The 25,932-nt window shown below is 32.8% G+C and carries 16 protein-coding genes; 6 read left to right on the forward strand and 10 right to left on the reverse strand.

Annotation, left to right across the window (positions count from 1 at the left end):
• The first annotated feature begins 4 nt into the window (after positions 1 to 4).
• Positions 5 to 895 carry a mechanosensitive ion channel family protein gene (locus BC962_RS11745; RefSeq protein WP_121346222.1) on the forward strand — a complete coding sequence of 297 codons (891 nt, stop codon included), beginning with the start codon at positions 5 to 7 and terminating at the stop codon, positions 893 to 895.
• 54 nt (positions 896 to 949) lie between these two features.
• On the opposite strand, the gene BC962_RS11750 is transcribed toward BC962_RS11745, so the two are convergent.
• Together BC962_RS11750 and BC962_RS11755 are read right to left on the reverse strand one after the other, a co-directional pair.
• Positions 950 to 3,730 (reverse strand): outer membrane beta-barrel protein, encoded by a 2,781-nt coding sequence (locus BC962_RS11750; protein WP_121346223.1) that lies wholly within the window; start codon positions 3,728 to 3,730, stop codon positions 950 to 952.
• Positions 3,731 to 3,897: 167 nt separating this feature from the next.
• The gene (locus BC962_RS11755; RefSeq protein ID WP_121346224.1) at positions 3,898 to 7,626 is read right to left on the reverse strand and encodes a metallophosphoesterase; all 3,729 of its coding nucleotides are present in this window, start codon (positions 7,624 to 7,626) and stop codon (positions 3,898 to 3,900) included.
• 57 nt (positions 7,627 to 7,683) lie between these two features.
• On the opposite strand from BC962_RS11755, the gene BC962_RS11760 reads away from it, so the two are divergent.
• The gene (locus BC962_RS11760; protein WP_121346225.1) at positions 7,684 to 8,868 is read left to right on the forward strand and encodes a Pycsar system effector family protein; all 1,185 of its coding nucleotides are present in this window, start codon (positions 7,684 to 7,686) and stop codon (positions 8,866 to 8,868) included.
• Here BC962_RS11760 and BC962_RS11765 read toward each other — a convergent pair.
• Positions 8,856 to 11,225 carry a GAF domain-containing protein gene (locus BC962_RS11765; RefSeq protein WP_121346226.1) on the reverse strand — a complete coding sequence of 790 codons (2,370 nt, stop codon included), beginning with the start codon at positions 11,223 to 11,225 and terminating at the stop codon, positions 8,856 to 8,858. The genes BC962_RS11760 and BC962_RS11765 overlap by 13 nt on opposite strands.
• Positions 11,226 to 11,358: 133 nt before the next feature.
• Here BC962_RS11765 and BC962_RS11770 point away from each other — a divergent pair, with 133 nt between their 5' ends.
• Positions 11,359 to 12,474, forward strand: coding sequence for a TlpA disulfide reductase family protein (locus BC962_RS11770; RefSeq protein WP_121346227.1), 1,116 nt, complete (start codon positions 11,359 to 11,361; stop codon positions 12,472 to 12,474).
• Between the two features lie 125 nt (positions 12,475 to 12,599).
• Here BC962_RS11770 and BC962_RS11775 read toward each other — a convergent pair whose 3' ends face one another.
• Both BC962_RS11775 and BC962_RS11780 read right to left on the reverse strand, forming a co-directional pair.
• Positions 12,600 to 13,286, reverse strand: coding sequence for an SIMPL domain-containing protein (locus tag BC962_RS11775; RefSeq protein WP_121346228.1), 687 nt, complete (start codon positions 13,284 to 13,286; stop codon positions 12,600 to 12,602).
• A 50-nt stretch (positions 13,287 to 13,336) separates the two neighbouring features.
• Entirely contained in the window at positions 13,337 to 13,984 is a 648-nt protein-coding gene (locus BC962_RS11780) for a rhomboid family intramembrane serine protease (protein WP_121346229.1), read from the reverse strand.
• Between the two features lie 54 nt (positions 13,985 to 14,038).
• Between BC962_RS11780 and BC962_RS11785 the strand changes: the two genes are divergently transcribed.
• Entirely contained in the window at positions 14,039 to 14,950 is a 912-nt protein-coding gene (locus BC962_RS11785; RefSeq protein WP_121346230.1) for a lysophospholipid acyltransferase family protein, read from the forward strand.
• Here the strand turns inward: BC962_RS11785 and glmM are convergent.
• Positions 14,947 to 16,332 (reverse strand): phosphoglucosamine mutase, encoded by a 1,386-nt coding sequence (glmM, locus tag BC962_RS11790; RefSeq protein ID WP_121346231.1) that lies wholly within the window; start codon positions 16,330 to 16,332, stop codon positions 14,947 to 14,949. The genes BC962_RS11785 and glmM overlap by 4 nt on opposite strands.
• 159 nt (positions 16,333 to 16,491) lie before the next feature.
• Between glmM and BC962_RS11795 the strand changes: the two genes are divergently transcribed.
• Together BC962_RS11795 and ggt are read left to right on the forward strand one after the other, a co-directional pair.
• On the forward strand, positions 16,492 to 17,085 hold the full coding sequence (locus BC962_RS11795; protein WP_121346232.1) for an acyl carrier protein phosphodiesterase: 594 nt from the start codon (positions 16,492 to 16,494) through the stop codon (positions 17,083 to 17,085).
• 4 nt (positions 17,086 to 17,089) lie between these two features.
• Positions 17,090 to 18,796, forward strand: coding sequence for a gamma-glutamyltransferase (gene ggt / locus BC962_RS11800; protein ID WP_121346233.1), 1,707 nt, complete (start codon positions 17,090 to 17,092; stop codon positions 18,794 to 18,796).
• Positions 18,797 to 18,859: 63 nt separating this feature from the next.
• Here ggt and BC962_RS11805 read toward each other — a convergent pair whose 3' ends face one another.
• The 4 genes from BC962_RS11805 to BC962_RS11820 form a co-directional block, all read right to left on the reverse strand.
• The gene (locus BC962_RS11805) at positions 18,860 to 20,494 is read right to left on the reverse strand and encodes a hypothetical protein (protein ID WP_121346234.1); all 1,635 of its coding nucleotides are present in this window, start codon (positions 20,492 to 20,494) and stop codon (positions 18,860 to 18,862) included.
• A gap of 77 nt (positions 20,495 to 20,571) precedes the next feature.
• A complete protein-coding gene (locus BC962_RS11810; protein ID WP_121346235.1) occupies positions 20,572 to 22,638 on the reverse strand; it encodes a DUF7467 domain-containing protein in 2,067 nt (688 codons plus the stop codon).
• A 632-nt stretch (positions 22,639 to 23,270) separates the two neighbouring features.
• Complete coding sequence (locus tag BC962_RS11815) at positions 23,271 to 23,924, reverse strand: hypothetical protein (RefSeq protein WP_121346236.1); 654 nt, start codon at positions 23,922 to 23,924, stop codon at positions 23,271 to 23,273.
• A 964-nt stretch (positions 23,925 to 24,888) separates the two neighbouring features.
• The gene (locus tag BC962_RS11820) at positions 24,889 to 25,932 is read right to left on the reverse strand and encodes a M12 family metallopeptidase (RefSeq protein WP_121346237.1); all 1,044 of its coding nucleotides are present in this window, start codon (positions 25,930 to 25,932) and stop codon (positions 24,889 to 24,891) included.

Below are 25,932 nucleotides of genomic sequence, written 5' to 3' on the forward strand. Positions count from 1 at the left end.
TTAAATGTTCAACGATTTCAATTTAAATGATTCCATAAGGGGTATTTGGGATAAAATGGGCTCTTGGTTAGACTCTTTAATTCTCAATCTTCCAAATTTTGTTTTAGCGGCAATAATATTTGTAATATTTATATTTATTGCTAAATATGCTGCTAAGCTGGTAGATAAACTCCTTCGTAAAAAAGGATCTCAAGACTCAATAAGACAAATTTCAACGAAAGTTGTAAAAATTGTTATCATTTTACTTGGATTCTTTGTTGCCTTAGGCCTTTTAAACCTAGATAAAGTTTTAACCTCTGTCCTAGCTGGTGCTGGAGTCGTTGGACTTGCCATTGGTCTAGCTCTACAAGGAACATTAAGCAATACGTTTAGTGGAGTTATTTTAAGCTTTCTACCAGAATTACAAATTGGGGATTGGGTTGAAACTAATGGGTATGCAGGAGAGGTTATAGAAATTAATCTTAGGAATATCGTTGTAAAGGAATCTGATAATAATTATGTAATGATCCCTAATTCGAAGATCGTTGAAGAACCATTCAAAAATTTTACTAGAACTGCACGATCACGAGTAATGGTTAATTGCGGTGTCGGTTATAGCAGTGATCTCGAATTCGTGCAGAAATTAACCACAGAAACTATGCAATCTATTTTCCCACAACGAGGGAATGAGGAGGTAGAATTCATGTATGGAGAATTTGGGGATAGTTCTATTAATTTTGTAGTGCGTTTTTGGACAGATGCTACTAGGAATCGTGATCTTTTAATGGCAAAGAATAAAGCTATTATAGCTATTAAGAAAGCTTTTGATAATAACGGAATCAACATTCCATTCCCTATTAGAACTATCGATTTTACCAATAAGCTCTCCATCAATGAACCTCAAAAAGAGAATTAATATTGAAATTGAATTATAAAAAAAGCTTCTCTAATTAGAGAAGTTTTTTTTATTTTAATCAAACCAGAAATTACTTTTTCTGGTCTCTCCTTTCTTACCAAGAGTATTAAACTTATAGCTAAATCCTAACATGAAATACCTCTCTAAAACGGTACTTTCCATATCCTGAATATAATCTTGGGTAGCAGTTCGTTGAGAATTAGTGTTCTGATTAAGTAGATCATACACTTTAAATGTAATGGTGCCTTGGTCCTTTAAAACAGAATAAGCTAAAGAACTATTCCAAAACACAGAACTTGTTTCAAATCCAGGGGCAACATCTGGATTAATATTATACTTTATATCATTATTCCATTCTAATTTCTTCGGGTAAAATGTGATAGTTCTTAATCTTAATTCATGTCTCACAAAATTCCTATCCTCAAAATTATCTATATCAAAATTATTGCTAGTATAACTTAATTCATAGTTAGGTCTAAATTCAAATAATTCCTTCCAAATAAATCTAAAACCTAATTTGGGACTGTATGAAAAATTCCTGCTTGCATATTTTACATCATTATTAAAGTTGACATTCCTACTAGCATTTAACCCAATTCCTACATCTAGATTTAAGGTTCTAAGACTATCCAAGGCAATATTTTTACTATAATTAGTATTTGCATAGATTTGATAATAGCCATCTACATTATCATATGTTGTAGTTCTAATAAATGAAGGATCAATGATAGACCTCGATACAACTTTATCATTATCTACATTAATATTAATGTACGTATACATTCCTGTTCGAGTTTGAAAATCGTAATTATTCAAATTCAAATATAAATAATGAGATTTCGCAGGCTTTAGATCGGGATTCCCTTGAACTATATTCAATGGGTCTGAAACATCTATGTAAGGAGAAAGTTGTCTTATTCCAGGCACATTATTAGATATTCCAAATCCAGTATATAATGAAGTTTTTTCACTGAATTTATACCGAATATTTCCGCTGAATTCTATTGCATTAAAATCATTGGTAAAATTAATAGCCCTTAATGCATCATCACTTTTTAAAGTTCTAAATACGTATCCAGTATTTAATCTGATTCGCACTTTATCAACATCATAAGTAATACCAATTTCAGGTCTTGAAGTTCTATCAACATTTGTGAAATCTGTGCTCTGATCTACGTTCAAAATAGAATAGGTATCCAAATTTTGATCTAGATCATATACCAACTGTGCATCATCTTTATCCTGATTTTTAAATCCATATTCCACGTCCATAAACAGTTTTTTCGCAAGCAAAGGGACCCGCACATTCGTATTGATCTCTATAGCATTTGTTTGTTGATTGCCGTCTGTAAACTGGTCTCTTAGGATCTCTTGAGGTGTATCACCAAATATCAGGGTTTCAGATTGAGAAAAATTATCATTATCCGTGTCATTTAATTCATTTTCAATAGAGAGCTTTACAAATCCTCCGTTAGATCCATATCTTTTATTAAGGCTTAGATCTCCCTTAAAATTCTTTCCTTCTCTTATAGCCTGGTTGTTTGTAGATGAGGAATTGGTTAACTCTTCCTCCATATTTAATGTTTCTTCTGAACTCTGATATCTGGAATCACCATTTGTATAATTAAACTTAGGTTTGAATTCTATAAGAAAGGTGGAATCTATTTTTGTTTTCAAATTGATATTGATAGCATGGTTATCGCTATTACTATTGGAATTGGAAACAAGATTCGAAAAATATCTTCGCTCTGGAAGAATATTTTCTCTATTCCTAATTTTATCTTCATAGGAGTTTGAAGCCGAGTAAAAGTAATCTGAGGAAATCTCAACTTTTTCTCCAATGTCGTCGGCATAATTAACTCCAGCAGTTCTAGAATTTGTAATCCCTTCTCCTCCACCAAAAACTCTACCCCCAAAGTTTAAAGTTCCATTACTGCTAATACTCATATAGTTTACGTTTCCAAACATTTTTTGAATTTCACCAAAACTAAAACCTGGGGAATTAATATTATTCCCTCCCGATAGTGCACTAATTCGTAGATCATTATCAAAATAATTCAGCAAACCAGCGTATTCAAAACGTTCATCGGTTCCTCCTCCTGCAGCTACGCGTCCAAAGATCCCTTTATTCTTCTCTTCATCTATTGTTATATTAATGGTCTTGTTCTGATCATCTCCTGCTTCGTTATTAAAGGCTTCAGAATCTGTTTTGGTATCTGTTACTTGGATTTTATCTACAATTTCTTTTGTAAGATTTCGGGTTGCAATAGTAGGGTCATTTCCAAAAAAAGGCTTCCCATTAACAAGGATCTTATTTACAGGCTTTCCATTAACAGTAATATTTCCCTGTTCATCCACTTCTACCCCGGGAAGTTCTTTTAAAAGATCCTCCACATTGGCATCCTTTTTCGTTTTAAATGAAGCTACATTAAATTCTAAAGTGTCCTTTTTAATGCTGATAGGTGCTCTTCTACCTTGAATAACTACATCTCCTAAAGATTCAATTTGTTCACTCAAAGAAATTGCTTCTAACTTAAGGTTTCTATTCTCCTCTATTGCTATTAACTTTTCGTAGGGCTTATAACCTACAAAAGAAATATAAAGGTTAACTTTTGAAGCCTGAGTACTCCCCTTAAGTTCAAACACCCCAAATTTATCGGAAATAGTATAGGTGATCAAAGAACTATCTTTAACAGATTCCACGAAAACTGTAGCAGCCTCTAAGGGTAATTTAGAATCCCGATCTATTAATTTTCCGGATACAGAAAATTCTTGAGAATAAGAAATTAATGAAATTGTAGAAAAGACAAGGGCCACAAGAAAACGGTTAAACATATGCTTTAAAATTAATGAAAAGCGAATAACAGAAATTTAGTTATAACTAGAATATTAGTTATGGAAATTTAAGTTTTAATTAACATTATCGATTTCTATAAAAGTATCCCAATGCAAAAGGCCTCTAAAATTTTAGAGGCCTTTTGTAAACTGTTATTTAAGGTTTATTAAAACTTGAAGCCGAAACCAAATGTAAATCTCATGTCTTCTTCACTACCAAATAGACTGAATTTTGCACTCAAGGCCTCAGCACTATTAATCCAAAGTCCTCCACCATAGCTATCATGCCATTTCTTGCTATCCCCTTCTTCTGTCCAAACCCGTCCAAAATCGAATCCACCATATACTCCTATCTGGAATGGTAAGAACGAAGTTTTAAATTGATTAAAGCTATAACGTAAGTCGGCACCAGTTGCAAAGGCCGTTTTACCAGAAAATCGTTGTTGTCTATAACCCCTTAAACCAGTATTCCCACCTAATAAAGCAGCTTGATAAAACTCATAATCTTCACCTATATTAAAATGAGCTTGTACCTGAGATTTTAAAACCAATTTTCTGTTCTTAGACAGAGAATTGTAGAAACCTAAATAAGGTTTAATATAACCAAAGTGTCTTTCAAGATCTTCTAGATTTAATTTTCCTCCTCCATTTAATTCAAATTTCATTCCTCTAGTAGGATTCAAATTATTATCATAACTCTCATATCTATAGGTCGCATCTAGTCCCCCAAAGAATTTTCTTTCAAAAAAGTCTGGATCATTAGAAACAAAATCTTCAGTAATAAACCTTCCTTCAGTTTCGTCTACTTTAATCCCTTCAAAATTTGCTAAATATCCAAAATAACTTCCAAAAGGAGATTTTCTAACGAACCCAAATTTAATTCCGGCTCTCCCAATTTTAGTTCGGTTATAGTCGTAATCTAAATCATCATCAAAATTTGAAGTTTCATTCCCATAGCCAAAGAAATTATTAGAGGCATTAGGACTAGAAAAATTAGCGCCTATCAACAAATTGAAATTTCCAATTATTCGGGCAAATTCTCCTTGATAACTTGCATCAAATCCATTCGTAGCAAAATAATATCCTAAACTATAGGTGTTCCTGGTTGTAAAAGGATTTCTTTTAAAACCATTAACGGTAGAAACACTTTGCAAGCCTAATTTAATACCATCATCTGGATTGTACCCAAAACCGGGAAGTATAGATCCAGATTTAAAGGTCTTCTTATCTTTATCAAATGTATTTTGATTATAATTATCTCTAAATCTAATCTTAGCATTCCCTTTGGACTGTACTGTACTAGGTTTACTTAAATAATCGTAAATCTTTACTTTTCTCCCGCTGTTCTCTTCAACATTATAAATATCATTATTTTGCCCTCCAATAACTCTAACAAAGATCAAATTTTTATTTATATCCCCTTTTATATTTATCTCATCATCATCGTCTAAGGCATACAACCAGATTTCATCTGTATCTGCTTTATTATAAGTCTTATCGCTTACAATATCTGCCTTTTTTCCGCCTTTAATCCTAGAAACAATGATTCTGGTTCGCCCTTGATCTAAACGTTCAATTTCTACAAAATCATCTTTATCTGTTCCGGTAACAATGGCCAATTTTGCCATATAATCGTAATATCTTTTCGCGATATCTACAATATTCCCTCTTCTACCTTTAAGACTTTTTACAATAAATTCTGTTGTTTCGTTTCGTGTAATCTCTGGTAACTCTAAAAACGCCTCATCAATTATTTCGTCGGTTAAATTCTTCTGAATAAATTCTGCCTGTTCTATCCATGCCTCTCTTCCTACGTTCTGGATTAATGTTCTATCCATTCCTGTAGCAGCGGTATTAAACCATTTTACATCTTTAATATCATCCCCATATACTGCGAATTGATTGGCGAATCCAGCTAAACCTCTTAAAGTACCAAAGAAGGCTCCATCAAAGTTTGAAAATGCCTGGTCCCGGTCTCTTGGAATTGGTAAAAATCGCTTATTCCCATTATCCATTTCAACTTCGGCCCATTTCCACTGATCTTGATGTCTATCCCAATCCCCAATAAGCATATCGAAAATTCTTGCCTTGATATATGCTTTTTCGTCCAAAAAGTATTTCTCATCCTTCCTTAACTTCTCCAACATATCTGAAGTACTTAAAATATCGTCTGTTTCCTCTCCAAAAGTCTTCATTCCAGCCCAATCATCTTCTGGCCTTTCCACGATCATATAAAGTTCATCTCCAAAATCTGAATTATATTCCTCCAAAGCTTTTTGCTTAGGTACATAGAACAATTTAGGATTTGTGTGGTATAACCCAATGGCATCAGATAATTTTGGGACTGCTAGAAATGCATATGGATGTGCCGCAGTATAAAAATCTTGGATCACATTTTCAGCAATCGTGTTCTCCAACTGATCTTGCACTGGAGTATCTTTAAAGGCAACCGTTTGTAAGAATTGCACAGCGCTCTTTTTTAGACGGCGCATATTATAATCTCTACCCAAACTATCTTCTAATCTAACAGATATGGTTTGATGACCACCTCCTTTAATAACAGGTTTTAAACCTCCATATAACGTGTCTAGATTAGCGGTTTTTACTGAAATTGGCGTGCCATAAAGATCTCTATATCGCTGTCCCCAAACACTTTCATATAATCCTGTTTTTTCCGTTTCTTCTTCATTGTAAATAGAAGTAGTTATAGTTTCAGGGAAGTTAGATGGTAAATGAGAAACATCGTAGGCTTTAGGAGCAGAAAACACCTCTTTCTGATATAATAATTTAGCCTTGTTATTTTCATTTCCATAGAAACTAGCCCAAGACGAACCATCTTCAAAAACATCGTAAACTGCAAAACCTTGATCTGGATATGCAAAATAACCATCGTTACTTAGTACTGCATAAGAACCCTTAGAACCAGATCCTGCTACGATCTGCTTAATACTATCATGTTCTATATATTGCAGCGAATGCTCATGTCCAGAAACGAATATTAATCTTTCTGAACCTTGTGCAATCGTTTCTAATCTTTTAACAAGCGACTTGTATCTTTCATTTTGAGCATCTTGAATAGAAACTCCCCCACTTGTTCTTATTAATGCAGCAAGAGAACCCAATACAGGAATGGGTATTTTTCTTTGAGAAGGATATATGTGTCTTGTAAACTCATATTGACCTCCATGAACTCCATTGGTGTATAATGGGTGATGAAGTGCCACTATAATTGTCTTATTTTGATTTTTTTGTAATTCTGAAGCTAATTCTATAAATAAAGCTTCTCTTGTTCTAATTTGAGAACAATTGTCATTAATAGTAGGATGCCTATCCCAATCTTCTAAAAACCATTGGGAGTCTAAAGTTATAAGCTGAATATTATCTGAGATCTCGATTACATCCAATCCACATCCAGTTTTTGGTGCCCAAATTAAATTATCCTTCAATTTGGATTTCAGATAATCCCTTTCGCGCTCTAAGCCTTTAATACCTTCATTGTACCAATCATGATTCCCAGGTATTACAACTACTTTTCCTTCATATTTCTCAAAGGCGTCTAATTGTGCATCCAATCTATATTCTGCCGCTTCGCGCTCTGGTGAATCCTTTGGCGGCATACCTACAGGATAAATATTATCCCCTAAAATAATGGTGTAATTATCTGTCACCTTAACAGAATCCATATAATTTTTAAGTGCAATTAATCCTGGTGAACTTCCTCCCGGAGGAGAATAACCTGCATCTCCAATTAAGTAAAAGGATTTCTCAATTTTCTTATCCGTTGGGTACTCAAAATTATTGGTTGGTTCACCTTCCCTGTATTTCGGATCGTATGTAGAACATCCAACAAGCAGTAAAATGGCCAATAAAGTTAGAAAAATGTTATTTTTTTTCATAAAAATCTATAGGGCGTTTTTTTTTGTAATTTGGCTCCTTATTTAATCAATATTTCCATGACAGAAATAATAAAAAAGGCAGATAAGTTTGTCCTAAACTTGTTTAAAGAGAAACTACCAAACACATTTATATATCACAATTATAACCACACAAAGCGGGTGGTTAAAAGTACTAAAGAATTAATTGAGAATTCGGAAATAAATGTTAAAGAAGAAGAGGTGTTGCTCCTATCTGCTTGGCTTCACGACACCGGCTACACTGTAAAGTTCGATGGTCATGAAGAAGAAAGCGTAAAAATTGCAGAGCAATTTTTACAGGAAAATAATGCAGATTCGGAGACTATAGAACTAGTATCTAAATGCATTATGGCTACGAAATTAGGGACTTTTCCTGAGACTAAACTCGAAAAAATTATTCGAGATGCAGACTGTTCTCATCTTGCTAAAGATTATTTTGACGAAACCAGTGAACTGCTAAGACAGGAATTACAATTATTAAATATACATAACTACTCTTCAGAAGAATGGTTAGCAGAGAATGTGAATTTATTCACAGATAAGCATCAATATTTCACTAATTATGCTTCCAAAAATTGGAAAGCAGGTAAGGACAATAATCTTTCAGAATTATTAGAGAAACAAACAAAAAAGGATCAAAAATTAAAAAAAGAGGAAACTAAAGCTCGTCTTAAAGCTGAATATAAAAACAACAATCCTGAAAGAAGTATTCAAAGTTTATTTAGGGTAACACTTAGAAACCACATAAAATTAAGTGACATAGCCGATACAAAAGCCAATATCTTACTTTCTGTAAACGCCATTATTATTTCACTTGCTTTAGCGAATATAATCCCAAAATTAGATGCCGTTTCCAATAAGCATTTATTAATACCAACCTTGATCCTAGTGATATTTAGTGTTGCCTCTATTATATTATCTATTATGTCTACCAAGCCAAACGTAACTACGGGAGAGTTTACTAGGGAACAAGTAGAAAGCAGAGATGTGAATTTGTTGTTTTTCGGGAATTTTCACAAAATGCCTTTTGAGCAATTTAAATGGGGTATCAACGAAATACTTAAGGATAAGGATTATGTTTATGAATCTCTTATGCTCGACCTCTTCCTATTAGGAAAGGTTCTCCATAGAAAATACATGCTTTTAAGACTTACCTATACTGTATTTATGGTAGGAATTATAGCCTCTGTATTAAGCTTTGTAATAGCTTTTTACCTTAAATAATCTATAAGTCCATCATAAGTGATGGCTTTATCAAAAGCATTTTCATCTGGGTGATATAAAATATTCACCCGGATGGCTTTTAATCCTATAACACCTTGCACATCCTCTAATTCCAACAATTCCACTTCGTCTCCAAGATATTGTTTTATCTGCAGGTATTTGATATATCTTAAATATTCTCGTTCATCACTGGTTTGAGAATACACGATCGAGATCTTCCCTTTTTGCGTTATTCGTTCTTCCGTATTTTTAATAAATGCTTTATCTATACGTTTTTTAATAATTTCATAACGCGCATTATAAGTGCCATCCACATCGAATTTCTTCTCATCCATTCTATATCTAATAGACAAGGTGCTGTTGAAAACTAGAATTAATGATGCAGCATCTAATTGTATTGGGGTATTCGTTTGCAGCTGATAGAATTTATTCTCCATCTCACACATAGTGGCAAGCTGCCATAATCTAAGATTATACAAATACACCTCATTAAAAGGTTTATTATTTGTTAATGAAGCTCCTATATAAATATTATGGTCTACTCCGTCGGTCTTATATCTTTCGAAATAATGTGGATATATTTTTTGAGCCTCAACTTGTTTTTTGTCAAGTAATCTGGCCATTGTTCTATTAATTCTTTGCACCGTATCATCATAATTCTTACGATGATTATAAATGATCCCTGTTTCTGGATTTAACTGTTTTTGATAATTATCTACCAGCCTTTTTAATTCATCAGACTGACCGCTTAAATGCTGCATTAAAGGGTTCACTTCTTTCTGAAGCAAATTGAAAACTCGCTGCTCACTCGATGCATTCAAGGTATCCTGAAGATCTTCTTTAAAATCTGTAATTCTAAATCTTACCTGATCGTAAATAGGCATATTTTCAATTTGATAGGCCATATCTATAATATGTTCTATCTCCTCTAACTGATGCATCAAATCATCTTGAATCGCAGAATTTCTAGCATCAGAAGAACCAACAATATCTATTTGACCATAGAGAGGATATACATCTTTAAAGGCTATATCTTTAAATGAAGCTAATCCATCTTGATTAAGATCTTTTATAAATTGCTTAGCTTCTCTATCAAATATCCACAGTACACTTGGGTGTATAGAAGTACACTCACTTTGGATCACCGCTTTAACTTTATTTTCGAACTCGCTTCTATTTCTTTCAACAGAGGTAACTATATACGGTAATATATCGTCCAGTTTTATCGCATTAATACTGTTCAATTCATTTTTTCTATAGGAGACTAATTCTAAAATACCCCAAACATTATTTTCTACTGCAATGGGTGCAAGAATACAGCTCATCACATTATTTTTTAGAAGATTCTGAGACAGTAAATTATTGTCTGTTTCCTTTGCATAACGTTCTACATTGGTAATAGAGAAATAGTTTTGTTCTTCTATAATTTTCTTAAAGGTTTCATCGCAAACACTATCTACACATTTATTTTCTTTCTTATCGTTGAGAATAAAACTAAAGGCATCCCGATCGTTCATTCTTTCAAAGACCATTCTTTCTTGGTTAAATACTGTGAAACCAACGCGAATATCTGGAAGCCTATAGATAGATTGAAAAATTTCTTGAAATTTCAGTAATTCTTCTTCGTCTGAAGATTCTTTATGAAGTAGTGTAGTTTTTAGATCAGAGATAGCATCATCTACCGTTACATCGGTTAAATTGCTTATTATAAATCCTTTAAAGGTCCAACTTAAGGGTGGGAATTTCTCTTTCCAAAAGTCTACATCATCAATATTCTGAATTAAAAGATCTACATCGTCTTCAGTAATATCTACAGCATTCTCCCCTTTTTCAATATCAACAAAGTCGGCATTTAACGCAACTCTATAGTGTTTTAAAATCCCTGTTTCATCTGGAATATCATAATATAAAGGTCTAGAAAAATCTATTTTATACCCGTAATGATGATTGAGAATTAGGATACATCCATATATGTAGTACATATCTTCATCCAAATTTCTCATAGAAAGCTCAAAATCATCACCCGCATTTTCAAGGATCTTTTTAAATCTGGCAGAAGTATTAAAGAACAAATTATGAAATGGCAAAGAAGCCGCTTTGATCTCGTTTTTCGTTAAAATTTTAGGGAAAAGTTCATCCAATAAGATCTTGATAACGTCCTTATACTTATTTAAATCATTAGGATCATCAATTCCCTCCTCTAGTTTAGGGAAAGAAGAAACATAATCTAAGACTTTTACCATATATTCCTTAGAAATACTACTTTGTTCATCCTCTAAAAGATGTCTGTATTCTTCAATAATTTTATGGAAACTTATCTTTATATCTAAAGGAAAATCCTGAAGCTGATTTTTCATAATATGATTTAAAGTTTAAAATTACTATTTCTTTTAGCGGTGTGCTTAACTAGCCTTGAAATTAACATTTTTTTACAAACTTAATTTAACAATCCAAGGGATGTTGTGTATTTTTGCTGAAAACAAACTATAAATGAAACAAGTTTTAATAGCAATAGCAGTACTTACCGTTCTTGGATGTGCCAAGGAAAAAGAAGGTTTTTCTATCTCTGGAGATCTTAAAAATATTGAAGATGGTAAAATGGTTTTTTTATCTGAATTAGATGCCAATAATCAGCCAAAAATCATAGATTCTGTGGCTGTTAAAGATGAGCAATTTATGCTCGAACTACCTGATGTTACTAATTCTAATTTAAATTTTTTAAATGTCGAAGGTCTTAGAGGAAATGTTTTATTTATTTCTGAAAATGCTCCAATAGAATTTAAAATTTTTAAAGACAGTTTGCCATCATCTAATGTTAAGGGTGGAAAAGAAAATGAATTGTTATATGACTATTTAGGCCATATTAAAGAGTTAAATACAAAGGTGATGAAAATTAGAACAGACCTTCGTACTCAAACTACCACATCTGGTGATCCCGCAGCAATAGCTAAATTGCAGAAAGAAGAGGAAGGACTTAGAAATAGCGATCTTATATATAAGAAAAAGGTAGCTAAAGAGAACCCAGAAAAGTATGTGTCTCTCTTAGTATTAACAGACATGATTAACGTAGGTGCTCCAGCTAATGAGGTGAGAGAACTTTACGACGGACTTTCAGAAAACTTGAAACAAACATCTATTGCCAAGATGTTAAAGGAGAATTTAGATAAAAGAAGTGTTACCGAAATAGGTAGTAAAGCACCAGAGTTCACTGCTCCAAATCCAGAGGGTAAAGAAATTGCTCTTAAGGATGTTCTTGGTAAAGTTACCTTAGTAGACTTCTGGGCAGCTTGGTGTAAACCATGTAGGTTAGAAAACCCAAATATTGTAAATGTGTATAACAAGTATCATGATAAGGGTTTTAATGTTATTGGAGTTTCTTTAGATAGAGAAGGGCAAAAAGATAAATGGACGCAAGCAATAGAAGATGATAATCTTACTTGGAACCATGTGTCTAACCTACAATTTTGGAATGATCCTGTTGCAAAAATGTATAATATTAGAGCTATTCCTGCAGCATTTTTATTAGATGAAAATGGGATAATAGTAGCTACAAATCTTAGAGGCGAAGCATTAGAAACTAAGGTTAAAGAATTATTAGAGAAATAATTTTCAATAAATATGTTATGATTAGCTTATTGAGAAATTGGCTATTGAATATCAACAAATGATTTAATAAAAAAGGCTTCTGAAAATTATCAGAAGCCTTTTTTATTTACTTAGAATTATATAAATTATTTCAACTCGAAAGCCACAGTAACTTTCGCACTGATCTCTAACTCTCCAGGAGCCACAGTTTCCTGTTCTATAGAATCTGAACTTGCTTTCATTTCATTCATTCTATACATAGGTGGATAATTGCTAGTTTGCACCTCACTAATACTAATAGCCTTTCCAATAGATTGATCTAAAGAAGAAGCATATTCTGAAGCTTTATTTTTAGCATTCAAAACTGCCTTTTTTCTAGCTTCGCTCATATATTTATCCATCTGAGATGAGTTAAACTGTACACCATCAATCCTATTCAAGCCTACTTTCAACAAGCCACTCATGATCTTCTCATAATTCTTTAGATCATCCAGTTTAATAGATATGGCCTGATTTGCAACGTAACTATAAGTCTTCTCGTTATAATTATAGTTTTTATTCAAATTAATATAATCTGTTTGAATATTTTTTTCTGGTATTCCTTCAGATTTCAAATATTTAATTACTGCATCTACAACAGCATCATTTTGTTTTTTCACCTCTTGTGCGTTGTCACCATCATGTTCTATTCTAGATTTTATAACAACTTCATCTGGAATCACTTTAACGATTCCTTCCCCATTTACAGTAACTGCTGGAGTATAACTATTAATTTGTTGGGCCTGAACAGCAAAGGTTCCTAAAGCTGCAAAAAGTATTAAAATTGATTTCATTTTAGTTAATTTTATTGATTTCAAGACTATATTACAAGAAGGATACCACTTTATATCTTTCCTGCTTTTTGAAGTACAAATAATATTAAAATAGGAATAGCTAGAAGAATCACCATAAGTAAATGTTGCTCAAAGATCCAGGGAGCCAACATAAGAGTAATAACAAAACCTCCTACTGCACCCCCAAAATGGGCGTCATGACCAATATTACCAAGTCGCTTTTTCATCCCGTAGATCGTGTATAGAAGGTAACCTATTCCAAAAACATAAGCGGGAACTGGAATTATAAAAAATAGACCTAACATCATATCTGGCCTTAAAAGAATTGCCGAATACAAGATTCCCATAACTGCACCACTAGCTCCTACAGCACTATAATTAAGATCATTTTTATGAAAGAAATAGCTAAGGAGATTTCCAATGATTAAACTTATTAAATACACAATTACAAAACCAATAGAACCAAGATCGTTAATCACCACATTGGCAAAGAAGTAAAGGGTAAGCATATTTACAAATAAATGAGACGTATCTACATGTAGAAACCCGGAAGTGAAGATTTGATGTTTTGCTCCTGCTTTTATTGCACCGATATTGAATTTATATTTTTCAAAAAAAACAATGTCATTAAAACCCTTAAATGAAATTATAACATTTATCGCAATGATAATAATAGCTATCAAGCTTAAATCTCCCATAGATACTTCCGTTAAGTGCCAAATATAGCATATATTTGCCTAAATTTTTTGTTGATGCAGCGATTAGTTTTTTGGTTAGTTTACCCATTTCTTTGGGTGATTTCTAAATTCCCATTTTGGCTTTTTTATAAGGTTTCAGATATAATTTTCTTTATAGTTTATTATTTGGTTGGCTATAGAAGAAAAGTTGTAATGGAGAATTTACATCTTGCATTGCCAAATAGATCTGAAAAGGAATACAAAGAAATAAGCAAAGGATCTTTTAAACATATGTGCGATATGTTTTTAGAGATGGTAAAAAGTATCTCCATTCCAAATAAGGAATTAAAAAGACGTTATACCTTCACAAATATTAGTGAAATTGAAAGAATACGGGAATTAAATAAAAGCATCATTCTTATTTGCGGGCATTATGCAAGTTACGAGTGGGTAAATGCATTACAACTCTATGGCTTAGATTATAAAGGCTACGGAATTTATAAAAAAGTGCAAAATCCTCATTTCGACAAAATGGCTAAAGATATTCGTCAACGTTTTGATGGAGAATTGATCACTTCTTCACAAGCTACTAAAACCATAAAAAGCAATCAAGATAAAGGCATTTTAGGAGTGTATGCTATAGTTGCAGATCAAACTCCTAAACTTGGAAGAGCTAAATATTGGTCTAAATTTATGGGAACTACGGTTCCAATATTTTTAGGTTCAGAAAAATTAGCCAAGAGTTTAGATATGGCTGTTTTCTATTTACATGTAGAAAAGAAGGCTCGCGGATTTTACGAGGCCACTTTTGTACCTATTACAGACAATGCTGCGGAAGAGCCAGCCTTTAAAATAACCAATAAGTTCCTTACTGAACTTGAGTCGCAAATTAAAAAGAAGCCAGATTATTATTTATGGACACATAAAAGATGGAAACATAAAGATGCTCCCATCCCTAAAGATGCCATTGTATTTCCTAGAAATTAAGCTACTATCGCTTTAATCTCTTCAATCATTTTTTCTGCTAAAGAATCTGCTTCCTCCTGAGATTTGGCTTCGGTATAAATTCTTATTATAGGTTCGGTATTGGATTTTCTTAAATGTACCCAGTTTTCAGCAAAGTCAATTTTCACACCATCTACAGTAGAAATTTCTTCAGAGGAATGCTTCTCTTTTACACTTGCAAGAATTGCATCTACATCCAGATCTGGAGTTAATTCAATTTTGTTTTTGCTCATATAATACATCGGGTAGCTTTTCTTGATCTCAGAAACAGTCATTTTCTTTTCTGCTAAATAAGTTAAGAACAAAGCCACACCAACTAAACTATCTCTACCATAATGAGATTCTGGATAGATAATTCCGCCGTTTCCTTCTCCTCCAATTACCGCATTGCTCTCCTTCATTAATTCTACTACATTCACTTCCCCAACGGCACTTGCTCTATAGGTATTTCCATGTCTGTTGGTAAGATCTCTCAGCGCTCTCGAAGAAGATAAATTACTAACCGTATCTCCAGGAGTTTTACTTAAAACATAATCTGCACAAGCAACAAGAGTGTATTCTTCGCCAAACATTTCTCCATTTTCGTCGATTAAAGCCAACCTATCTACATCTGGATCTACTACCACCCCTAGATCTGCTTTCTCCTTAGCAACTAACTTACAAATATCACCCAAATGTTCTTTTAAAGGTTCGGGATTATGAGGGAAATGCCCATTCGGTTCGCAGTATAATTCTACAACCTCCACACCCATTTTTTTAAGAAGAGCAGGAATAGCTATCCCACCTGTAGAATTCACAGCATCTACTACTACCTTGAATTTTGCTTTCTTTACGAGTTCTGCATCAACTAGCTTCAGTTTAAGCACTTCTTCAATATGTCTATCTATATAATCGTTGATAACAGTGATGGTTCCTAAATCATCTACTTCAGAAAAAACGAATTCTTCTTTATCGGCATAATTTAAGATCTTCACACCTTCTGCCCCATTCAAGAATTCTCCTTTATTATTTAGAAGTTTTAAAGCATTCCATTGTTTAGGATTATGGCTAGCGGTAAGAATAATTCCCCCATCTGCATGTTCCAAAGGAACAGCGATCTCTACTGTGGGAGTTGTAGAAAGTCCAAGATCTATTACATCTATTCCTAAACCAACCAAAGTATTCATTACCAATTGCTGAATCATAGAACCCGAAATTCGAGCATCACGACCAATAACTACCTTTAATTTAGGTTTTGTATTTTCATTTTTAAGCCAAGTACCATATGCAGCTGCAAATTTTACTGCATCTAATGGTGTAAGGTTTTCTGAAGGCTTCCCTCCTATTGTTCCTCTGATCCCTGATATTGATTTTATTAAACTCATATTATCTTGAATTAAATGTCTTATATATAAACCTATTAGTAGCTTATATGGTTGAAGTTTTAAAAAGTGAATTTTTGCAAATATACGCGGCTACTTAGGTCTTCCCCAAAAGTTAACATAAATTAAACAGGAATTCGCTTTAATTAGTACCTTGTAGGAATGAATTATCTTGCACATATTTACCTTTCTGCGGAGATCAAAGAATTAAAAATCGGGAACTTTATCGCAGACTCTATTAAAGGAAATAAATTCCGCCACTTTCCAGATAAAATACAAGATGGTATTATTTTGCATCGGGCTTTAGATACTTATACAGATAAACACCCAACCGTAAGAGAAAGCACTCATAGATTATTTGATCCTTATGGCCATTATAGTTCTGTAATTATTGATATTCTATATGATCATTTTCTAGCGAAGAATTGGAGTGACTATTCCAATATTCCGTTATATTATTATACTCAAGATTTTTATAATTTACTGAAAGAGAATTATGAAATATTACCTATAAAAGTACAGCAATTTTTGCCATATATGATCCAGGATAATTGGTTGTATAGTTATGCTACGATAGAAGGAATTGGCAAAATCCTGTATCAAATGGATCAGCGAACAAAGAATAGATCTAAGATGCAATTTGCTACCAAAGAATTACAATTATATTATCCTCTTTTTGAAGATGAGTTCAAAAGATTTTTTAAGGAAATTATCACTTATTCTACTGAAGAAATTCAAAAATTAAATTATACTTAAACCTATGAAAAAATTAATTTTACTTATCATATTCAGTTTCTTCTTGGCTTGCAAATCTGATCCAGCAAGTACTACTGAAAAAAAACCGACTCCAGAAGTTGGATTGATCACCGAGAATGCAATGGTAGTATCGGCTAGGGCTGAAGCCTCTCAAATTGCTTCAGATATTATGAAACAAGGTGGAAATGCTTTTGATGCCATGGTCGCAACAGAAATGGCACTTGCCGTGAGTTATCCTTTTGCTGGCAGTTTGGGCGGTGGTGGCTTTATGGTATATAGAAAAGCTAATGGAGAAATAGGGAGTTTAGATTTTAGAGAAAAAGCCCCACTTGCAGCGACTAAAGACATGTACTTAGATGAAAATGGGAATGCGGTTTCAGAAAAAAGTCAATTAGGAAGTTTGGCAATAGGAGTTCCAGGAACAGTTGCAGGGATATTTTCTGTTCACGAAAAATTAGGTTCCCTACCAATAGGTACTATTTTGGCTCCAGTGATCGCATTGGCAAAAAGAGGATATGTAGTTACTGAAGGTCAGGCCAAAAGTTTTAATAACCATCAACAATTATTTAGACAGGTTAATAAAGATTCCATTTTATATACAAAGAATTTTACAGTAGGAGATACCGTTAAAAATTTAGCGCTTGCAAAAACCCTTCAGAAGTTGGTGGATAATGGTAAAACTGAATATTACGGAGGAAATACAGGGGAAATATTGGTGAAATTCATTCAGGAGAATGGTGGCATCATCACTTTAGAAGATCTAAAATCTTATGAAACAGTTTGGAGAGAGCCAGTCACTTTTAATTACAAAAATTTAAGAGTAATATCTATGGCTCCGCCTTCTAGTGGCGGAGTGGCTTTGGCACAGATCATGAAAACTCTGGAAAAATTTCCTCTTCAAGAATTTGGTCATAATAGTATAAAATCAATACAAGTAATCACAGAAGCAGAGAGACGAGCTTATGCAGATAGAAGCTTTTACTTGGGAGATCCAGATTTTTATGAGGTTCCAATTTCAAAATTAACGAGTGATAGCTATTTAGATAGCCGTATGGAAAATTTCAGCTTTGAAAAAGCCACAGCTTCTAAAAGCTTAAAACATGGAGCAATTCCTGGATACGAAAGTTTAGAAACCACTCACTATTCTATTGTAGATCAATTAGGAAATGCTATAGCCGTGACTTCCACTTTAAATGGTGCATATGGCTCTAAATTATATGTGGAAGAACTGGGTTTCTTTTTAAATAATGAAATGGACGATTTTAGCGCAAAACCTGGAGTGCCAAATATGTTTGGACTAATTGGTGCTGAGGCCAACTCTATTGCTCCTGAAAAAAGAATGTTAAGCTCCATGACACCAACGCTTGTAGAAAAAGATGGTAAATTCTGGATGAGTGTTGGAACTCCTGGTGGTTCCACAATAATTACTTCTGTGCTTCAAACTATTCTAAATGTTTCTGAGTTTGGTATGAATATGCAAGAGGCAGTAAACGCTCCAAGATTTCATCATCAATGGTTACCAGATGAAATTAGGTTTGAACCAAATGCATTCGATAAAGAAACTCTTCAAATTTTAGAAACAAAGGGATATATTATAAATGAGAAAGATTCTCCGATTTTAGGGAAAGTGGATGCAATTTTAAAACTACCTAATGGAAACCTGGAAGGTGGAGCGGATAGAAGAGGTGATGATACGGCAATCGGATTCTAATAATAAAAAAGGGGCCAATGGCCCCTTTTCATTCTAAACTATATAAATTAACTATTAATTAATTTAAGGTTGAACAACAAGAACATCTAAACCTGTCATTATACTAGGATTGTTAGAAATCTTAACATCATCCAGCGCAAAATCATTTCCACTTGGAGCTGTATTATCATTAAGTATTTGCAATTTTAATTGTCCTGAAGCATCAGATCTTATCCATAATCCAACCTTCTGAAAGTTATCAGTAGTAGTAATAACATCTGCTAACAAGTTGCTATCCACACTTACTCTCAATTCTGCTGGACTCCTTGTTACCACACTTCTCGTTTCGAATGTTACATAATAATCTGAATTTGGACAGATATCTTGACATGTAAAAGAATAGTAAACTGTCTTATCATTTTCTACAGATCCATTGATAACCATCATATTGTCTCCATTATCAAAGTTAGCGAAATCAGGATGTACATTACTTGGGTTATTTATAAACGTATATGTTCCTTCTGGAACTAATGCATTTGATGTGTTTGGCGCAACATAGCTATATTGTGTACCTGTAGTAATTCCAGATCCAGTTAAGAATGCACTATCATTAAAATTATTTTCATACCAAGCTAAAGGGGATAATAAACATGGCGTAGAATCTTCTTCACAGTAAGGACCTTCTCTAAAGTGCCAGTATTTCTTAAGATCAGAATCTGGATCATCAAATGCTCCATTTTTAATCATAGTATCAGTAAAATTACCACGTCTAATTAGATCTTCTTCATTTCCATTTTCATCTACTGTCCAAATCTCTGCGTAATAAGAATCTGTTCCTGTTCTATCTGGCAAAGGAATACATAATGGATCTGCGCTTTTTACAATTCCATTTTCATAAACGGCATTGTTTGTTTCTTCTACTAAAGCTTTAGATCTATCTAATACAATATCGAAGAAAGCATCTGGAGATTGTGCTTCTGTATCATGTTCCCAAACAATTATTTTGAAATTAGATGGTGTGTGTCTTCCATTTATATCACATTCATTTCCAAAGAAACATACATAAGTTAATGGAACCATTTGAAAATCGAAGAATAAATAACCATATTCTCTTGCGAAAGCTTGATCATAACATAGTACTTCTACTTCATCGTAATGCTTAGTTCCTTCTTCTAACTCAATAACGTGAGGAAGTGGATTATTTACAAAATTTGCAAAGTTTGCAGGTCCGTACGTATCATCTGAATTAGGTGCTATCCACATTATATTCATTCCTGCATCTAAAACTGCAAAATAACGAAGTGTATAATCTCCTGGATCCAATTCTAAAAATGTTTCCTCATAGGTTAGATAGTTATCTAATCCATCTGCATTAGAGTCTGATGTGTTATCTATCACTCTTATTAAAACATCATTAGCCTCTCCTACTCCATCGGAAACATATCCTCCGCCAGGTTTCTCTATCATTGCCAAAATAAATGCTGGGGTAGTTTCTGCATTGGGACACATTGGTACATCACTATCTTCATTTACTGGAGTTTTCATTGTTTGCATTCTCGATTGGTCAAATTTCTTGAGAGCCATATCGAAACTTAAAGTTACCTTTTCTACTGCTTGAGGTCCTTCCGGATCTTGAGACGCATTGTCTTCCTTACTACAGGAGGTAAAGCACATTGCTAAAACAGCAATGATCATAACTGAAATTCTTGCATTTTTCATAATTAAATGGTTTTTGTTAAAGATTAAATTGGTTTAGTAAAAAATTAAATTGGTTAATTAGTTAGCATTATTAATTGTTATATGGGGCAAAATTCACCCCCATTAAGACTACTTCCGGATATCACTATAAATTTTCCAAATATGCTTCCAATGCCTATTGGTTGGGAGCAACTTGTGTGAATATCTGTATGTTTATTATGATTTATATAGACTTCAATATTGGTCCACATGGTGATTTTTCCATTTCTATTATATGATCCCATAACATTGAAAGTTTGGTTTTTATTTACATATTCTTTAAAAATCACCGTTCTATCTTTGGATTGGATTATTTTAATATTTGCATCACTTCCAGTATATTTTAGCGTTAACTCCACAACCTTTCCATCACATTCATCACAATCATCTGGTGGTGTTTCCACAGGGCACAATATCCCACCAAGCAGACTTGCCCCAGACAATATTTTAAAATCTCCTATCACTAAGCCCGGACCAATTGGGGAAGAACAACTTGTATGAAACTTTCCATAATATGAGCTGTTTACATAAATTTTAATATTATCACCCATTGTAGCACTACCTTCACTCTGTGAAATGTTAATAATTTCGCCATGATCTACAGTGTCTTGAAATAATATGGAATTATCATTATCTTGTTTAATTTTCACTGCTGTGTTATCTGGTCCTTTAAAGCGTATACTTAAATCTGTTACTTTACCATCACAGCTTTGGCATTCTGGGTTATCTCCAGGAGGCACAGGGCATAATTCCCCTCCAACTACGCTTTCCCCAACAATTATTTTAAAATCACCAATTAACAGCCCAGGCCCAATAGATTCAGCACAACTTGTATTTAATTTTCTGTATAAAATTTGATTTGTAAAAATTTTAATTTCATCTCCTAAGGAGGGAATACTACCGTGCTTATTTAATTCTATTATGTCATTGGGATTTACCGTCCCATCGAAGATGCTTATCCCTCCAGTGGTGATAGTTACGTCTGTGATTTCTGTTCCTAGGTATTGGAGATCTAAATTTGCAACCCCACCTTCACAGGGCTTACATTCCTGGCCATCACAATCTGCGGTAGTGAGATCTGTAAGAAGGGAAAAATTGTCTTCTTTTCCACAGCAATCATCTCTAAAATGATATAAACTAAATTTCTCTTCATTAAAAAGATTTTCTAAAATTGTAGTGTCTGTAAAAGAACCCTCTCTAATAAGTGTCTGAGATTGATCATCTTCAATAATATACACTTGCCCAAAAAATTTGTCTTCACCAGGTCCATCTGGTAAGGGAACACATATTAGATCACCGTAAAACCGTTCTACTTCATCATCATCTATTATAGAACTAATTGTATTTTTTTTATCTACTAATAAATTGCTGGCATCATAATTACCGTTTTCATCAAACTTCCATATTGCAAGTCTAAAGTGAGCAGGACTATGTCTACCTACTTCATCACAGACATTTCCAAAAGAACAGATATAAATAAAATTAGGATTTGTAAAATCGAAGAATAAATATCCAAATGCGATAGCAAGTTGTTTATCGTAACATAGAACCTCCACGGGAGCATAATGTTTTTCACCGCTCAGGATATCAACTTTTATTGGTAAAGGTTTGTTTACATAATTTTGAAATGAAATAGGCCCATAATTATCATTTTTTCTCGGTGCTAAATAAATTATTTCGGCATTGGCATCATTCCCATCCAATACTGCAAAATATTCTATGCTGTATGAACCAGCATCGAGTTCTAAATCTTCAGACTCTTTGGTAAACCAAGCATCTAGGATATTGTCCCCATTGGAATCACTACCATTCGGATTGACTTCGATTTCTATAAAACTATTTACTCCATCCTTGCCCGCAACCCATGAGTTATCACTTAGATTTCTAACGGCTACCCGTACATATTTGGGAATTAGATCTGAACATTGTGGAATTTCCTCAAACTCGCCAAAAACTGTTTTAAAATTTTTGTCATCAAAATTTTCTAATAAACTTCCAAAAGACAACACACCCTTGACTTCACCGGTGTTTTCTGGGGCCTTGGTACCCGATTCATCTTCTTTACTACAAGAAGAAACTAAAAAAAGCAGAAGAATTCCTAAAAATAAGGCACGAGTTTTTACCATGACTAAAAAGTTTAAATTTTATTAATGTCATTTTTAATATGCATATCCAAACACTGGATTATACAAATTGAAATTTAGTGGGTAGGACTAAAAAAATTATATTGTGGGGAAGTATTGATTTTCACTAAGGCCAAATTATAATCTTAAATATTTTAACAGTATGGGGGAAAACCCGTAGTTTTTAAAATGTAAATTTTAAACTATTTCTAACAAATAAGTTAATTATATTTTCAAAAAGGAATACCGTAAGCCTAATATTAGTAGGAGGTGATGAATATTTATATTTTTAACAGAATACTTAATTCTTATAAATACTCTTAAAATTCACCCAATTTTTTAAAAGTTCAAAAAGCAGATGATGGATTATATGGAAATCTAAACTAACTTTTTAGAATCTACTAAAATTTGAAAAAAGGTAGATTAAAGTGTTTAATTAAATCAAAATTTTAATAATTAAAGTTTCAATTTAAAATTGGATGAGAATAAAATAAGTAGAATTATAAAGTAAAAAATGAGATTATAAAATGCAGAATTCCGCAGAACTATATGAAGTGAATATCCAAAAGATTAATTTTTAATGGGAAAGGTGTAGATTCAAAAAAAAAGGGGGGACTAATAGGGTTTGTATCTTATTATTTAGAACATAAATAATAAGGATCTTGATCTTCTAAACTAAGAAAAACGAACCCAAATTCATAGGCATGTTCTATTTTAAAACAGAGAGCTTCTATTGGGATATAATGTTCTATTCCTTCCCTTATAGTGAATGTTATAGGCAAGGAATTGGTTACCAAATTATAATATTGCATTGCATTCGACTCCATTCCTTTTTTGGGTGACATTAATACGATTCTAGAATCTCTACCTTTGCTATTTGTTACTGCTAAATATTCCAAAGTATAATTCCCAACTGGTAATAATAGCTTATTGGCTTTAGAAGTATTCCAGGTATCCAAAATCTCATCATTATCTGTATCCAAACCTAAAGGATCTATTTCTAACTCATGGAATCCTGTCGTACTGTTTCCATAAAAACAATTCCCTTGACCATCTTTAATGGCCATACGAACATATTTGAGATCCAAAATAGAACACATAGTATTCTTAAACTTAAAATTGGCAGACCTCATATTACGTGAAGTTTCAATTGGAGTAACCCCAACTGAAAGAATTCCCATACCAATAGGATCATTAAAAGTGACATTGGAATCATCTGTACTGCTACATCCCCCAAATAAGAATATTACAAATAAAAGTAGTGAAAGCATTGGACTAAACTTTTTCATAATTAAATTATTTAATTAAACATTCTAAGAATTATATTCTTAGTGATTTCAAAAAGTTTTCTAAAATTAGCTAGGAGGAAGGGCAGAATCTTTTAAGCGTACAATGGGTGTAATGGGTACATAAAATATGAGGGAAGACTTAATAATTGAAATTCAAATTTAAACTAAAATTAATATTTAGGAAAGGGGAAAAAACCCTAAATTTTCAACTATAAATTATATTTGAATAAGAAATTTTGCTTCGAAAATATTTTAATATTACAAAGCAAAATTTAAGTACGCTTATGTTATACTTTTTTATTAATTTCTTTTTTTAAGACATTAAAAAATCCGTCACAAAAAGCATCGGGTGTTTTATAATTTAAATAATCAATTACAATTAATTGTTCAATTTCTATCATTCAGATCTCATATTTTGGGTTTGATCTGTTTGAGAATAATATGCTGTAGGTATATTACTTCTACCTATTTACCTAGAGTTTTGGAAGTATTCTTATAAACCGTAAATTCATTTTAATGAGTTCACGGTCATAGAAATTTTTAATAAATAGCTCGTCTAATTAATGTATGTTATTCACATTACTCTGTCTATAGGAGTTTTCCTTCAAGTAAAATGTACCTATTATACTTTAATTAATTGCGGAAGTAGAACCATTTCAATGTACTATATTCAATTCTGTAAAATTAATTTTCGATAACGATAAAAACTTATAATCATTTGATTTTAGTATAATTACATAGTAATTAAATAGCTGATGAATTAATAAAAAACACTTAAATATTATCAATTACAATACTGGGGAGAAACATTAATATTTAGATGTAATTTTAATTATTAAAAAATATAATAGAAGAGGCTCAGTAGCGAAAAATTATAAACAATTGGGGAAGATTTCCACAAGTAAAAGAATATTGTAGAAAAAAAAAGCCTGAGTAGAAAATTAATTACTCAGGCTTATTGGATTTATCTAGCGTAATACCAACGATCATTAATCAGTTCAACGACTTTCCAGCCATAAGACCTTGAATAATAATACCAAAGATCCTTATGTCTTAGCACTCTAACTCCACTAATTGTATAATATTCTCCATTAGTGTAAGTAGGATTAACTGGTTCTGTAGTTCCTCCTGAAGGATACATATTATTAATACCTGTTTTATCTCCGGATGAAAGCGCATTTCTTTGAACACTAAATGTGCTACCATCTAATTTTACAATTGTAGGTTGTCCATTACTAGAGAAAGAATAAGAGCTATACAACATGATTGATCCAAAATCTAAATTAGAAGTGAACTCATCTCCATCTGAACCACTTTCTTCATAAGTCTTAAAATTATGTTCTCTTCCACTTTGAATGTTTGAGTAGTTAATTCTAATGTGTTTCTCACGATCTACTCTACTCTGTTCATGCCACAATCCTACTGCATGCCCTATTTCATGAATAGTATTTCCTGTAGAACACCCAGTAGCTAGAGTGATATTTTGTCTACCACCTGTCATTCCTACATAAGAAGAACATCCAGAACCTGGTGTGAAATAAATATAGTTGGATTGACTTGTTCTCTGAACAAATTTAAGTGAAGTATTCGCTTCCCAATGTTTAATAGCATCTGTTGCTCTATTTTTATCTGGAAGACTACTATCTATGGAGTAGTACACTGTATTATTTGGCCATCTTGCCGATGTTCTCCCTACACTTTTCTGAGCAGGTATCTCCTCTCCTTTTTCAAATACTAATTTAACATCTTTAGATGTAAGCATATCATTAGAAAAAACGATATCTCCCTCATAAATGTATTCACCATCAATTTCTTCTACGGTGATCTTTTTACCGGCAAAATAAACATCTGATAAGAGTCCAAAATCGTTCGGGTAGGCTACTTCAACATTTGCTGCTAATTCTGTTTTCTCTACTAGTTGCTGTTCTTTTTCTGGGGTTATTTCATCTTTACTACAAGAAAGAATAGCTAGAGCTGGTAGTAAATACAATAAATTTGATTTCCTCAT

Source organism: Gillisia mitskevichiae, from assembly GCF_003634585.1.
GTDB lineage: Bacteria > Bacteroidota > Bacteroidia > Flavobacteriales > Flavobacteriaceae > Gillisia > Gillisia mitskevichiae.

Excerpts from the sequence above, each read along its gene's own strand:
- BC962_RS11745 (WP_121346222.1), top strand. The coding sequence starts at position 5 with ATGTTCAACGATTTCAATTTAAATGATTCCATAAGGGGTATTTGGGAT.
- BC962_RS11750 (WP_121346223.1), bottom strand. The coding sequence starts at position 3,730 with ATGTTTAACCGTTTTCTTGTGGCCCTTGTCTTTTCTACAATTTCATTA.
- BC962_RS11755 (WP_121346224.1), bottom strand. The coding sequence starts at position 7,626 with ATGAAAAAAAATAACATTTTTCTAACTTTATTGGCCATTTTACTGCTT.
- BC962_RS11760 (WP_121346225.1), top strand. The coding sequence starts at position 7,684 with ATGACAGAAATAATAAAAAAGGCAGATAAGTTTGTCCTAAACTTGTTT.
- BC962_RS11765 (WP_121346226.1), bottom strand. The coding sequence starts at position 11,225 with ATGAAAAATCAGCTTCAGGATTTTCCTTTAGATATAAAGATAAGTTTC.
- BC962_RS11770 (WP_121346227.1), top strand. The coding sequence starts at position 11,359 with ATGAAACAAGTTTTAATAGCAATAGCAGTACTTACCGTTCTTGGATGT.
- BC962_RS11775 (WP_121346228.1), bottom strand. The coding sequence starts at position 13,286 with ATGAAATCAATTTTAATACTTTTTGCAGCTTTAGGAACCTTTGCTGTT.
- BC962_RS11780 (WP_121346229.1), bottom strand. The coding sequence starts at position 13,984 with ATGGGAGATTTAAGCTTGATAGCTATTATTATCATTGCGATAAATGTT.
- BC962_RS11785 (WP_121346230.1), top strand. The coding sequence starts at position 14,039 with ATGCAGCGATTAGTTTTTTGGTTAGTTTACCCATTTCTTTGGGTGATT.
- glmM (WP_121346231.1), bottom strand. The coding sequence starts at position 16,332 with ATGAGTTTAATAAAATCAATATCAGGGATCAGAGGAACAATAGGAGGG.
- BC962_RS11795 (WP_121346232.1), top strand. The coding sequence starts at position 16,492 with ATGAATTATCTTGCACATATTTACCTTTCTGCGGAGATCAAAGAATTA.
- ggt (WP_121346233.1), top strand. The coding sequence starts at position 17,090 with ATGAAAAAATTAATTTTACTTATCATATTCAGTTTCTTCTTGGCTTGC.
- BC962_RS11805 (WP_121346234.1), bottom strand. The coding sequence starts at position 20,494 with ATGAAAAATGCAAGAATTTCAGTTATGATCATTGCTGTTTTAGCAATG.
- BC962_RS11810 (WP_121346235.1), bottom strand. The coding sequence starts at position 22,638 with ATGGTAAAAACTCGTGCCTTATTTTTAGGAATTCTTCTGCTTTTTTTA.
- BC962_RS11815 (WP_121346236.1), bottom strand. The coding sequence starts at position 23,924 with ATGAAAAAGTTTAGTCCAATGCTTTCACTACTTTTATTTGTAATATTC.
- BC962_RS11820 (WP_121346237.1), bottom strand. The coding sequence starts at position 25,932 with ATGAGGAAATCAAATTTATTGTATTTACTACCAGCTCTAGCTATTCTT.